This window comes from Mycobacterium sp. M23085, assembly GCF_045343915.1.
Classification (GTDB): domain Bacteria; phylum Actinomycetota; class Actinomycetes; order Mycobacteriales; family Mycobacteriaceae; genus Mycobacterium.
Map to the genome: position 1 here is coordinate 4,083,578 of NZ_CP174280.1, position 12,685 is coordinate 4,096,262.

13 protein-coding genes and 1 riboswitch are annotated in these 12,685 nt (G+C 68.6%); of the genes, 7 read left to right on the forward strand and 6 right to left on the reverse strand.

Annotated features, from left to right (window positions below):
- Positions 1–13: 13 nt before the first annotated feature.
- A complete protein-coding gene (locus ACIUM1_RS19290; protein ID WP_406814201.1) occupies positions 14–1,663 on the reverse strand; it encodes a DNA repair helicase XPB in 1,650 nt (549 codons plus the stop codon).
- Between the two features lie 52 nt (positions 1,664–1,715).
- Positions 1,716–3,974 (reverse strand): helicase-associated domain-containing protein, encoded by a 2,259-nt coding sequence (locus ACIUM1_RS19295; RefSeq protein WP_406814202.1) that lies wholly within the window; start codon positions 3,972–3,974, stop codon positions 1,716–1,718.
- A 152-nt stretch (positions 3,975–4,126) separates the two neighbouring features.
- Here ACIUM1_RS19295 and ACIUM1_RS19300 point away from each other — a divergent pair, with 152 nt between their 5' ends.
- The 4 genes from ACIUM1_RS19300 to ACIUM1_RS19315 are packed head-to-tail and all read left to right on the forward strand — an operon-like array spanning position 4,127 to position 5,771.
- Positions 4,127–4,327 (forward strand): hypothetical protein, encoded by a 201-nt coding sequence (locus tag ACIUM1_RS19300; RefSeq protein ID WP_197520447.1) that lies wholly within the window; start codon positions 4,127–4,129, stop codon positions 4,325–4,327.
- 12 nt (positions 4,328–4,339) lie between these two features.
- Complete coding sequence (gene moaC, locus ACIUM1_RS19305) at positions 4,340–4,870, forward strand: cyclic pyranopterin monophosphate synthase MoaC (protein ID WP_406814203.1); 531 nt, start codon at positions 4,340–4,342, stop codon at positions 4,868–4,870.
- The gene (locus ACIUM1_RS19310; protein ID WP_406814204.1) at positions 4,867–5,349 is read left to right on the forward strand and encodes a molybdenum cofactor biosynthesis protein B; all 483 of its coding nucleotides are present in this window, start codon (positions 4,867–4,869) and stop codon (positions 5,347–5,349) included. Before moaC ends, ACIUM1_RS19310 begins: the two co-directional genes overlap by 4 nt.
- Positions 5,346–5,771: a molybdenum cofactor biosynthesis protein MoaE gene (locus tag ACIUM1_RS19315; RefSeq protein WP_406814205.1), complete on the forward strand. Its 426-nt coding sequence runs from the start codon at positions 5,346–5,348 to the stop codon at positions 5,769–5,771. The genes ACIUM1_RS19310 and ACIUM1_RS19315 overlap by 4 nt, the downstream gene beginning before the upstream one ends.
- A 93-nt stretch (positions 5,772–5,864) precedes the next feature.
- Here ACIUM1_RS19315 and ACIUM1_RS19320 read toward each other — a convergent pair whose 3' ends face one another.
- The 4 genes from ACIUM1_RS19320 to ACIUM1_RS19335 all read right to left on the reverse strand — a co-directional run bounded on the left by ACIUM1_RS19320 (position 5,865) and on the right by ACIUM1_RS19335 (position 8,920).
- Positions 5,865–6,719, reverse strand: coding sequence for a transglycosylase family protein (locus ACIUM1_RS19320; protein WP_406814206.1), 855 nt, complete (start codon positions 6,717–6,719; stop codon positions 5,865–5,867).
- A gap of 13 nt (positions 6,720–6,732) precedes the next feature.
- Positions 6,733–6,943: riboswitch (cyclic di-AMP (ydaO/yuaA leader) on the reverse strand.
- A gap of 207 nt (positions 6,944–7,150) precedes the next feature.
- Positions 7,151–7,441, reverse strand: a complete 291-nt coding sequence (locus tag ACIUM1_RS19325) for a MoaD/ThiS family protein (protein WP_406814207.1) — start codon at positions 7,439–7,441, stop codon at positions 7,151–7,153.
- Positions 7,434–8,516: a GTP 3',8-cyclase MoaA gene (gene moaA, locus ACIUM1_RS19330; protein WP_406814208.1), complete on the reverse strand. Its 1,083-nt coding sequence runs from the start codon at positions 8,514–8,516 to the stop codon at positions 7,434–7,436. Before moaA ends, ACIUM1_RS19325 begins: the two co-directional genes overlap by 8 nt.
- The gene (locus ACIUM1_RS19335) at positions 8,513–8,920 is read right to left on the reverse strand and encodes a YccF domain-containing protein (RefSeq protein ID WP_406814209.1); all 408 of its coding nucleotides are present in this window, start codon (positions 8,918–8,920) and stop codon (positions 8,513–8,515) included. Before ACIUM1_RS19335 ends, moaA begins: the two co-directional genes overlap by 4 nt.
- A gap of 165 nt (positions 8,921–9,085) precedes the next feature.
- Between ACIUM1_RS19335 and ACIUM1_RS19340 the strand changes: the two genes are divergently transcribed.
- The 3 genes from ACIUM1_RS19340 (at position 9,086) to ACIUM1_RS19350 (ending at position 12,650) form a co-directional block, all read left to right on the forward strand.
- A complete protein-coding gene (locus tag ACIUM1_RS19340; protein ID WP_406814210.1) occupies positions 9,086–9,493 on the forward strand; it encodes a cold-shock protein in 408 nt (135 codons plus the stop codon).
- Positions 9,494–9,630: 137 nt separating this feature from the next.
- A complete protein-coding gene (locus ACIUM1_RS19345; protein WP_406814211.1) occupies positions 9,631–11,559 on the forward strand; it encodes an acyl-CoA dehydrogenase family protein in 1,929 nt (642 codons plus the stop codon).
- An 86-nt stretch (positions 11,560–11,645) separates the two neighbouring features.
- Positions 11,646–12,650 carry a glutathione S-transferase family protein gene (locus ACIUM1_RS19350; protein WP_406814212.1) on the forward strand — a complete coding sequence of 335 codons (1,005 nt, stop codon included), beginning with the start codon at positions 11,646–11,648 and terminating at the stop codon, positions 12,648–12,650.
- Positions 12,651–12,685: the final 35 nt, after the last annotated feature.

The following is a 12,685-nucleotide window of genomic DNA, read 5'->3' on the forward strand; positions in this document are numbered from 1 at the left end:
CCTGAGCCGCAGGCTAAATTGCTGGACCCAACAGGTCGTCCGCGTCGCGGATGATGTACCCGTAGCCCTGCTCGGCCAAGAAGCGCTGCCGGTGCGCGGCGTACTCGGCGTCCAGGCTGTCGCGTGCCACCACGGAATAAAAGATGGCGCCCCCGCCGTCGTGCTTGGGCCGCAGCAGCCGGCCCAGCCGTTGCGCCTCCTCTTGGCGTGATCCGAACGTTCCTGAAACCTGCACCGCCACAGAGGCTTCCGGCAGGTCGATGGAGAAGTTCGCGACTTTGGACACCACCAGGGTGGACAACTCGCCGCGCCGGAACGCGTCGAAGAGCTCTTCGCGTTCCTTGGTCCGGGTGGACCCCTGGATCACCGGGGCGTTCAGCTCGGCCCCGAGCTCGTCGAGCTGATCGAGGTAGGCGCCGATCACCAGGGTCTGCTCACCGGGATGCTTCGCCAAGATCGATTTGACCACAGCGATTTTGGTGTGCACCGTCGAGCACAGCTTGTAGCGGTCTTCGGGTTCGGCGGTGGCGTAGAGCATCCGCTCGTTGTCGGTCATGGTGACCCGCACCTCGACGCACTCGGCCGGCGCGATCCACCCCTGCGCCTCGATGTCCTTCCACGGCGCGTCATAGCGCTTCGGACCGATCAGCGAGAACACGTCGCCCTCGCGCCCGTCCTCGCGGACCAGGGTGGCGGTCAGGCCCAGCCGCCGCTTGGACTGCAGATCGGCGGTCATCCGGAACACCGGCGCCGGCAACAGGTGCACCTCGTCGTAGATGATCAACCCCCAGTCCCGGCTGTCGAAGAGCTCCAGGTGCCGATACTCGCCCTTGGTGCGGCGAGTGATCATCTGATACGTCGAGATGGTCACCGGCCGGATCTCCTTGCGCTCGCCGGAGTACTCGCCGATCTCGTCCTCGGTGAGCGACGTGCGTGCGATCAGCTCGCGCTTCCATTGCCGCGCCGCGACGATGTTGGTGACCAGAATCAGCGTTGTCGCACCGGCTTTGGCCATGGCGGCCGCGCCCACCAGCGTCTTACCGGCGCCGCACGGAAGCACCACCACGCCGGAGCCGCCGGACCAGAACGAGTCGGTGGCCATCTGCTGATAGTCGCGCAGGTGCCAGCCGTCCTGGGCCAGGCTGATGGGATGCGCTTCACCGTCCACGTAACCGGCGAGATCCTCGGCGGGCCAACCGATCTTGAGCAGCATCTGCTTGACACGGCCGCGCTCGCTGGGGTGGACGATGACGGTGTCGTCGTCGATGCGGGCGCCGAGCATCGGGGCGATCTTCTTGTTGCGCAACACCTCTTCGAGCACCGCGCGATCCAGGCTCACCAGTGTCAGGCCGTGCGCGGGGTTCTTCACCAGTTGCAGGCGGCCGTAACGGGCCATGGTGTCGACGATGTCGACCAGCAGCGGCTGGGGCACCGCGTAGCGCGAGAAACTGACCAGGGCGTCGACCACCTGTTCGGCGTCGTGACCGGCGGCGCGGGCGTTCCACAGCGCCAGCGGCGTGATGCGGTAGGTGTGCACGTGTTCCGGTGCGCGCTCCAGCTCGGCGAATGGCGCGATGGCGGCACGCGCCGCGCCGGCCTGGTCGTGGTCCACCTCGAGCAGCACCGTCTTATCCGACTGCACGATCAACGGTCCGTCAGACATAGTCAGCGCTACTCCTCCTCAGCTGTGTTCACGCCGGCGGGCATGCCAACCATTATCGGTCGGTGGCCGACACGACCGACGTGATGCGGTGGATGGCGAAGTCACGCAGCCGCCCCGACGCGGAGTCGAAGGCGACCAGCTGACCGCCCTTGACGGTGATGGGCGACACCACCCGCTGGGTGGCCACACCCGCCGCATCCAGATAACCGATCACCAGGGAGTCTTGTTCCTTGGCGGCGCGCTGCAGCTGCGACATGGTGACCGCGGGGTCGACGCGGATATTGCCGAACGGTGCGGCCGTCACCTTGCGCAGCACCGCCACCACCGCGTGCAGGCTTTCGCTGTTGGGACGCCGGACCGGGCGATACGGCCGGCGTTGCTGCGGCGTGGCCACCCGGGCGCCGCGCGGACGCACGTCGACAATGGCGCCGGAGGAATCCTCGGCCGCCGGGGCGAAACCCGCGGCCCGCAACGCGACGAGCACCTCGGCGATGGGTGCCGGCGACACGGCGACCGTCGGCGCCAGCGCCCGCAACTGCACTTCTTCGGTCGCCGGTGCGGCCACGGCCTGGGCCAGCAGTGCGGGGTCCTCGCAGCGCACGAACGATGCGGCCATACCGATCCGCAGCTGACCGTGCCGGCGCGCAACGTCATCAATCAGATAGGTAAGCCCTTGCGGCACCGGGGTTTTCGAGTGGTTGGCGAACAGGGAATGCATCCAGTCGCGGGTCTTGCCGACGTCGAGCGCATGCCGGATGGACTGTTCGCTGACGCGGTACACCATCGCGGTGCCGGCCGATTCCACGGTGGCAACGACGGCGAGCTGGTCGGCCAGGTCGCGTTCCAACGGCCCGGGCACGACGACGGTCAGGTCGGCCTGCACCAGGAAATGGTCGACCGGTTTGGGCAGTGCCCGGTTCATCGCCTCGATCGCGGCCTGCGGATCGCCGTCGTCGTCCAGTAGTACGCGGCCGGGTGTGCTGATCGCGCCACGGCCCACCATGCCCAGGGCGGTGCTTTCGGCGAGCAGATCCCCGACGGGCCCCGGCTGCAACCGCTTGGCCCAGCGCGGTCGCCGCCAGATCAGCGCCGTGGAGGCTGTCTCCGCGTTGACGCCGGCGCCGGGGGGAAGTTCGGACAGCATGCCGAGCAGCAGCCGGCGATCCAGCGGTGCGGCCGTGGAGTACAGCCCGTCGGTGAGGGCCCCATAGGGCTTGCCGTCGGGGCCGCGGCCGCCGATCAGCGCCGGCCGACCCGGAAGGTCGAGCCAGCTGCTCGCCAGCAGCTGCCAGCGCTCGGCGGCCGACATCGCGGCGTACCGGTCGGTGGCGACGGTCGGTGCCCAGTACGGCGCCTCGCCGGTGATCGGCTCGGGGTCGGGCATGCCGCTGGCGATCAATCCGGCCGCGGCCGCGACTTCCAGGATCAAACCCAGCCGCGGCTCCTCGATGCCGGTCACCTTGCTCAGGCGCTTGACGTCACGGATGCCCAGCCCCCCGCTGCGCAGCTCTGAAACCGGTGCGGTGGACAGGGTTTCCAGTAGAACGTCGACCTCGTGCAGCAAATCGATGACGGCGCCGGCGGCCGCCGCGTCGGCGTCATCGGGCGTGGTGGTCGACACCACCGGGTCGGGTGCGGTCAGCTGCATGGGGCCGGGCTGCTCGCCACGCAGCACCTGCCCAACATGGCGGGGCAGGATCACCGTCTCGGCGTCGATGCGCCGCAGCAGTCCCATGGCCAGCAGCTGGGGCACCGGCCGGTCGGCGGGCGCGCCGGGGGCGGCGTCACGCGTGCGGCCCATCGGGGAGCCTTCGAGAAGTTTTTCCAACACGTCGAGCTGCGCCGGGTTGAGGTCGTCGATCAGGGCGGCGATCTCCTCGGCGCCGCGTGCGGTGTCCTCGAGGATGACCTGTCCCGGGTGCCACGGCATGCCCGTCGCGGCGTCGGCGGCCACCCGCAGCGCGGTCTCGCCCCAGACCAGGGCGCGTTGCCGGAGGTCGTCCACGGCGTCGAGGACGTCGCTTTCGGGGGCGCGGTCATCGATCAGTGCCAGCAGCTTCGCGGTCGGCACCGGTTCCGCGTCAGCCTGCAGCACCAGCAGCGCGTCCAGCACGGCCAGCCGCAGGAAGTCCAGGTCGTCGGTGCCGGCCTTGATCGACTGGCGGGCCTGGGCGCGCGCGGCCAGTGCGGCGATGCTGCCGGGCGGGGGCTGGGCGAGGTCCGGCCGCAATTCCAACAGTCGGATCAGCCGCTCATCGGATAACTCGGCCAGCCACGACCCCAGCGGGATATCCGGGGTGTTGTCGGTCATTGCTGACCAGCGTAAAGCAGGTCGCGGGTACCCAGCAGACGTCGACGACCCCGCCCTGCGCCGGGACGGTCACCAGCGGCGGTGTCGGCCACGCCGCTGCCAACCCCGGTCTTGCAGCACCTGCGGTGGGGCCACCTGTAAGAATGGACCTCGTGGCTGACACTGCTGAGGGCAAAGCCCGCAAGACCAAGTACGTCGACAACGGCTGGCCGACGACGGACCCCGACGACCATGCGGTCAGTGAACTCGTGACCGATCGCACGGGCGCACTGTCCCCCTTCGGCGAGCTGGTGTTCCCGCTGCCCCCCACCGATCTGCCCTACGTGCATCCGGTCACCGTCGTCAATCGGTAGGTAGGCCGCCAGATGGCCAGGGCCGCTGAGCCCCCGAAAGCCACGGCGAGCGCGGCGTCGGGAGACTCCGGCTCCGTCGCCTTATCGCACCTGGACGATCACGGGGCGGCGCACATGGTCGACGTCAGTGCGAAGGTGGCGACCAAGCGGACCGCGGTCGCCGCGGGCGTCCTGCACACGTCGGCGCAAGTGGTGGGACTGATCTCGACCGGCGGCCTGCCCAAGGGCGATGCGCTGGCCACCGCGCGGATCGCCGGCATTCAGGCCGCGAAGCGCACCAGCGACCTCATCCCGCTTTGTCATCAACTTGCCCTCACGGGGGTCGACATCGACTTCGCCGTGGGCGAGTCTGAGATCGAGATCATCGCAACGGTGCGAAGCACCGACCGCACGGGGGTGGAGATGGAAGCGCTGACGGCCGTCAGCGTCGCGGGCCTGACGCTCTACGACATGATCAAGGCGGTAGACCCGGCCGCACGGATCGACAACATTCGAGTGCTGCGCAAGGAAGGCGGCAAAACCGGAAGGTGGGCGCGCCCATGAGCACCCGTTCAGCCCGCGTCATCGTCGCCTCGACCCGCGCGTCGTCGGGGGTGTACGACGACCGGTGCGGCCCGATCATCGCGGAATGGCTGGCAGAGCGCGGCTTTTCGGCCGTGCAGCCCGAGGTGGTCGCCGACGGGCGGCCGGTCGGTGACGCGCTGCGCGCCGCGATCGACGCGGATGTCGACGTCATCATCACCTCCGGAGGCACCGGCATCTCGCCCAGCGACAGCACACCGGACCAGACCGTGGCCGTCGTCGACTACATGATTCCTGGGCTGGCGGAAGCGATCCGGCAGTCGGGCCTGCCGAAGGTGCCGACGTCGGTGCTGTCGCGGGGGGTGTGCGGTGTGGCCGGCCAGACGCTGATCGTCAACCTGCCGGGTTCACCCGGCGGGGTGCGCGACGGCCTCGGCGTGCTCGCCGATGTGCTGGACCATGCGCTCGATCAGCTCGCCGGCGAAGATCACCAGCGATGACGCTCGTCGTGCGCGCCGCGATGACCGAGCACCCGATTTCACTGGCTGAGCACGAAGAGTTGGTGGGCCATCAGTCGGCCGGGGCCATCGTCGGGTTCGTCGGCATGATCCGCGACCATGACGGCGGACGTCGGGTGGTCCGACTGGAGTACTCCGCGCACCCGTCGGCCGACCAGGTCATCGCCGAGGTGGTGGCCGAGGTGGCCGAGCAGGCCAGCGGGCTGCGCGCCGTCGCCGCCAGCCACCGGATCGGCGCCCTGTGCATCGGAGAGGCGGCGCTGGTCGCGGCCGTCGCCGCCGACCACCGGCAGGCGGCATTCGCCACCTGCGCGCACCTGGTCGACACCATCAAGGCGCGGCTACCGGTGTGGAAACACCAATTCTTTGCCGACGGAACCGAAGAGTGGGTGGGCTCGGCCTGACACTTGGATCGTGGTCAGCTGCCGAATGGCGCGCCGTGCCCGACACGCCCCGAACAGGAGGGTTTTCGGGGCGTGCGGGGGGTGTGGCGGCGGTCAGGCGTTAGGCGACGGCTGAGCGAGCGCGTCCAGCGCGTCGTTGCCCTGAACGTCCTGGGCCCGGATGGCGTCCCACAGCTGCTGGGTGTAGCCCGCGTCGGCGGCGTGCTGCGGCATGCTCGCCGGGACGAAACCGTGAAAGTCCGTGTCCACAACCGGCGGTGTGTCCGCCGGGGGTGCGGGCGGCATCGCGTCGGCGGGCGGCGGCACGTCGGCCGGGGGCGCCGGAGGCAGGTCCGCGGGTGGTGCGGGCGGGACGGCGTCGGCCGGGGGAGCGGGCGGCAGGTCCGCCGGTGGTGGCGGGGGAGCGTCCGGTGGTGCCGGCTGGTCGAACGAGGCCAGTTGCACCGGCGCGGGCGGGTCCGCGGGCGGCGGGGGCGGAGGGGGAGCGTCCGGCGGGGGCGCGTCCGCCGGCGGGGCGAGCGGCGCCGGGGCGCCGTTGACGCCGGGTCCGTCCAGGGCTGCCGGCGCGGGAACGTCGCGCTGGGTGGGACCGGACAGCGGGCCACCGCACACCGGCCAGGCGCCGCGCCCCTGGGTGGCGAGCACCCGCTCGGCGACGGCGATCTGCTGCTCCCTGGTGGCGAGCTCGGCCGACGGGGCGTACTGGCCACCACCGTGCGAGGCCCAGGTGCTGGCGCTGAACTGCACACCGCCGTGGTAGCCGTTGCCGGTGTTGATGGCCCAGTTGCCACCCGATTCGCAATGGGCTACCTGATCCCATTCGCCATCGGTGGCCGCGGCCGCTTGGCCGGCGAGGGCGATGCTGCCGCCACCAAGGACCGCGCCGGTGACGGCGATCTTGGCGACGCTGATGTTTGAACTGCTGGGCTTACGGTGACGTCCAGTCATACGCGCCGAGGTATTCCTCTCTCGTCACGCGCCTGCGAGGTCAGCTGTCGGGTTCGGGTTGGAGAGGCCACCCGGCCGACGTTGTCGTCACGACGACGTCGGCTTCACCCCTAGGAGCCGCGAGCGGCCCCAGTCCGATCACAGTGGACCGGTGGGTCCCCCGTCTCCATCCATGTGGTTCGGTGGCCCCCCGCCTATTGGATGGAGCTCGGCGCGATAGGGAGGGGAGGTCCGCCAATCGGGATGGCTGGCGAGCCTTCGGAGACGGTAACGGATGCTGTTGGTCTCGTCACGTCTTGCGAAACCCGGCGTTTCCCTCTCGGCCATCCGCGAAAACCGCAGGAACACATGGTGTTTGCGCAGGTCATGGGAGGTGATATCGGAGCGTGACCGCGCCGTTATGAATCCGTTACGTGAGATAACTCACAGTTTCAGCCGCCAGAAAACGGCGGCAACACATCGATCGTGTCACCGGACTGCAACGGCGCGGTCTCGTCGCGGACGGCGATCCCGTCGCGCAGGTACGAGCACCGGGTCAGCACGGCGGCCAGGTGAGACCCCTGTGCGGCCAGCCGCTCCACCAGTTCGCCGACCGTGGTCCCGGAGCGCAGCATCACCGTCTCCGACTCGACACCCGCGGCCGCGCGCGCGGCCGCGAAATAGCGCACCGTCACCTGGATTCCGCCGGCTTGGACAGGGGTCTGTCCCGTGGGGCTAGCCACCGATCGCGCTCATCGGCCGGACAGGCTGGATGAAGTTCGGGTCGTTGATGCCGTGGCCGGCGGGCTTGCCCCACATCGCGGCGCGCCACGCCGCCTCGATCGCTTCGTCGGGCGCGCCGTTGCGCAGCAGCACGCGCAGGTCGGTCTCCTGTTCGGCGAACAGGCAGCTGCGGATCTGGCCGTCGGCGGTCAGCCGGGTGCGGTCACACGCGCCGCAGAAGGCGTGCGACACCGATGCGATGACGCCTAACTTGCCGCTCGGTGTGCCCGGGCCGGTGTCGACCAGCCAAAGTTCGGCGGGGGCCGATCCGCGCGGCGCCGGGTCGGGCCGCAGCCGGAAGTGCGGGCGCAGCGCCGCCAGCACATCGTCGGCGCTCAGCGCCGCGTCCCGCCGCCATTGGTGTCCGGCGTCCAGTGGCATCTGCTCGATGACGCGCAGCTGGTAGCCGTGCTCGAGGCAGAACCGCAACAGGCCGACCACGTCCTCGCGGCCGGTAGCGGGGTCGAGGACGGCGTTCACCTTCACCGGCGTCAGGCCGGCCTGCTGGGCGCCGGCCAGGCCGGCCAGCACGTCGGCGAGCCGGTCACGGCGGGTGATGGCCGCGAAGTTGTGCCGATCCACGCTGTCCAGCGACACGTTGACACGGTTCAGGCCCGCCGCGGCGAGCCCGGCGGCGCGCCGCGCCAGCCCGACACCGTTGGTGGTCAGCGAGATCTCGGGGCGCGGCCGCAGCGCGGCGGCCGCGGCGACCACCTCCTCGAGGTGGCGCGCCAGCAGCGGTTCGCCGCCGGTGAACCGCACGCTGGTCACCCCCAGCCGGGTGACCGCGATGCGCATCAGCCTGGCCAGCTCGCCGGCAGTGAGCAGCTGCTCGCCCGGCAGCCAGTTCAGGCCCTCCGCCGGCATGCAATAACTGCACCGCAGATTGCAGCGGTCGGTCAGCGAGACCCGCAGGTCGGTGGCGATCCGCCCGTAGGTGTCCACCAGCGGGCCGGTGGCCGGCGCAGCGGTGGCAACGGCCGGGCCGTCATCGCGGCTCCGGACCGACGGGAGGCCCAGCGTCGTCACGGTCATGCGGCCACCGGCGAGGCGTAGTGGGGCGGCGAGCTGACCGGAACGATCTGCTTGCCCAGCGGCATCAATGACACCGGAATCAGTTTGAGATTGGCCAACGCCAGCGGAATGCCGACGATCGTGAGCGCCATCGCCGCGGCGCTCACCAGATGGCCGATCGCCAGCCACACCCCGAACAGCACCACCCAGATGACGTTCCCGATCAGGGCGCCGGACCCCGCGGTCGGCTTGTCCACGATGGTGCGGCCGAACGGCCACAGCGCGTAGGAGGCGATGCGCAGCGACGCGAAGCCAAACGGAATGGTGATGATGAGCAGGAAGCTGATGAGCGCCGCAGCCAGATACCCGACGGCCATCCACAGGCCGCCGAAGACCAGCCAGATAACGTTCAGGATGGTGCGCATATCTCCTCCGCGGGTACTACCAAGCGTACCGAGTACCCGATGACGGGGGTGCTCGTTACCCCGGCATCCGAGTAGGATCAAACTCCTAACACGGCGTCCTGCGCAGGCGGGACGCTTATTGTGTTTCCTATTTCGATTGATTCGCTAGACAAGCAGGTGAGACCAGTGCCGACGGGCAAGGTGAAGTGGTACGACGCTGACAAGGGGTTCGGCTTCCTGTCGCAAGAGGACGGCGAAGACGTGTACGTCCGCTCCTCGGCGTTGCCCGCCGGGGTCGAGGGACTCAAGGCGGGCCAGCGTGTGGAGTTCGGCATCGCCTCCGGACGGCGCGGCCCGCAAGCGTTGAGCCTCAAGCTGATTGAGCCGCCGCCCAGCCTGACCAAGGCACGTCGCGACGCGCCCGCCGAGCATAAGCACAGCCCCGATGAGCTGCACGGCATGGTCGAGGACATGATCACGCTGCTGGAAAGCACCGTGCAGCCCGAGTTGCGCAAGGGACGCTACCCGGACCGCAAGACCGCCCGCCGGGTTTCCGAAGTGGTCAAGGCGGTGGCCCGGGAACTCGACGCCTGACCCTGCCTTCGGCTGACGGCGACGCGGGGCGTCGGTCGTGCCTGCCCGGGCTCACTTCCGTTGGGCGATTCGGTGGTGGCGAGCCGTGGATGGCGGGTACTCACACCCCATTACGGCCGTCTAGCAAGGAGGCTGCAATGGCGCAGCAAGCCCAGGTCACCGAAGAGCAGGCGAGAGCTCTCGCCGAGGAGTCACGCGAAAGCGGTTGGGACAAGCCGTCCTTCGCGAAAGAGCTATTTCTCGGCCGGTTCCCGCTGGAGTTGATCCACCCGTTCCCCACACCCTCTGACGCCGACGAGGCCCGCACCCGGACGTTCCTCGACCGGCTGCGGCAGTTTCTGGACACCATCGATGGCAGCGTCATCGAACGCGACGCGCAAATTCCCGACGAATACGTGAAAGGCCTTGCCGACCTGGGCTGCTTCGGGATGAAGATCCCGTCCGAATACGGCGGCCTGGGCATGTCGCAAGTTGCGTACAACCGCGCGCTGATGATGGTTTCGAGCGTTCATCCCAGCCTCGGTGCACTGCTGTCGGCCCACCAGTCGATCGGGGTCCCCGAGCCGCTCAAACTCGCCGGGACCCCGGAGCAGAAGCAGAAGTTCTTGCCCCGCTGCGCTGCCGGGGCCATATCGGCGTTCTTGCTCACCGAACCCGATGTGGGATCCGATCCCGCCCGGCTGGCCTCGACGGCCACCCCGGTCGACGACGGACAGGCTTACGAACTCGACGGCGTGAAGTTGTGGACCACCAACGGCGTGGTCGCCGAACTGCTGGTGGTCATGGCCCGGGTGCCGAAAAGCCAAGGGCACCGCGGCGGAATCAGCGCCTTCGTCGTTGAGGCCGATTCACCCGGAATTACCGTGGAGCGGCGCAACAAATTCATGGGACTGCGCGGCATCGAGAACGGCGTGACCCGGCTGCACAAGGTTCGTGTCCCGCGCGAAAACCTGATCGGCTCCGAAGGCGACGGGCTGAAGATCGCGCTCACAACGCTCAATGCCGGGCGGCTGTCCATACCTGCCAGCGCCACCGGATCGTCCAAGTGGGCGTTGAAGATTGCGCGCGAATGGTCCGGCGAGCGGGTGCAGTGGGGCAAACCGCTGGCCGAGCACGAAGCGGTGGCCGGCAAGCTGTCGTTCATCGCCGCGACCGTGTACGCGCTCGACGCGGTGCTCGAGCTGTCCGCCCAGATGGCCGACGAAGGCCGCAACGACATCCGGATCGAAGCGGCGCTGGCCAAGCTGTGGTCCAGCGAGATGGCCTGCCTCATCGCCGATGAAGTCATGCAGATTCGGGGCGGGCGGGGCTATGAGACGGCCGAGTCGCTGGCCGCTCGCGGCGAACGCGCCGTACCCGTGGAGCAGACGCTGCGTGACCTACGGATCAACCGCATCTTCGAAGGTTCCAGCGAGATCATGAGGCTGCTCATCGCTCGGGAGGCGGTCGATGCGCACCTCGCCGCGGCCGGCGACCTTGCCAAGCCTGACGCCGGTTTGCGGCAGAAGGCCGCCGCGGCGGTCGGTGCAAGCGGGTTCTACGCTAAGTGGTTGCCGCAGTTAGCTTTCGGGCAAGGTCAGCGGCCGCGCGCTTACCACGAGTTCGGTACGTTGGCGTCGCACCTACGGTTCATCGAGCGCTCTAGCCGCAAGCTGGCCCGCAACACCTTCTACGGGATGGCGCGTTGGCAGGCCAAGTTGGAGCAACGGCAGGGTTTCCTCGGGCGCGTCGTCGACCTCGGCGCCGAGTTGTTCGCGATGTCGGCGGCCTGCGTGCGGGCGGAGGCTCAACGTTCCGCCGATCCGGCGGTCGGCCAGCAGGCTTACCAGTTGGCCGAAACGTTCTGCCGGCAGGCGGCGTTGCGGGTGCAGGCGCTCTTCCACGCCTTGTGGGAAAACACCGACGGCAGCGACGTTCAGCTCACCCGCAACTTGCTGCAGGGGCGATACCTGTGGCTGGAGGACGGCATCATCGACCAGTCCGAGGGCACTGGGCCGTGGATCGCTCATTGGGAAGAGGGCGCCTCGACGGAGGCCAATTTGGCCCGACGGTTTCTCTCGACCTGAGCCGGCGGTCGAAAACTCCGACTCGTTCACGGCGGATCCCGACGATCGCTCGGCAGCGAGTCGGTCGTTGAGCAACTATGGAGGATATGGCTTCCTATGTTGCTCCGGCGGGCGAGTTCACCCGCGACACCGACTACATCACCACCCGGATCACTGCCGACGGGCGTGACGGCTATCCGGTCGAGCCCGGGCGGTATCGGCTGATCGTCGCCCGCGCGTGCCCCTGGGCGAACCGCGCGATCATCGTGCGCCGCTTGCTGGGTCTGGAAAGCGTTCTCTCCATTGGCTTTTGCGGCCCCACCCACGACGAGCGCAGTTGGACGTTCGATCTCGATCCGGGTGGCGTCGACCCGGTGCTGAAAATTCCGCGGCTACAAGACGCCTACTTCAAGCGATTCCCCGACTACCCCAAAGGCATCACGGTCCCGGCGATCGTCGACGTCGGAACCGGAGCGGTGGTCACCAACGACTTCGCGCAGATGACGCTGGATCTGTCGACGGAGTGGTCGGCATATCACCGCGAGGGGGCACCCGAGCTGTATCCCGAGCAGCTGCGCGCGGAGATCGACGAGGTGAGCGAGAGGGTCTACACCGAGATCAACAACGGCGTGTACCGCTGCGGGTTCGCCGGTTCGCAGCAAGCCTATGAAGCGGCCTACGACCGGTTGTTCACCGCGCTGGATTGGGTGAGTGAACGGCTGAGCGCGCAGCGATTTCTGGTGGGTGACACCATCACCGAGGCCGACGTGCGGTTGTTCACCACCCTGGCCCGCTTCGACCCGGTGTACCACGGGCATTTCAAATGCAATCGCAGCAAATTGAGCGAAATGCCGGTGCTGTGGGCCTACGCGCGCGATCTGTTCCAAACACCGGGGTTCGGTGACACCGTCGACTTCGTCCAGATCAAGCAGCACTACTACATCGTGCACGCCGACATCAACCCCACCCGGATCGTGCCCAAGGGGCCGGACCTGGCCAATTGGCTATCCCCGCACGGACGAGAAAGCCTGGGGGGCAAGCCCTTCGGGACGGGGACACCTCCCGGTCCGCCGGTCGAAGGCGAACGCGTGCCCGCCGGCCACGGAGCCTAGTTTTTGGCGGCGAACGTCGAGTTATTGCGCGAATT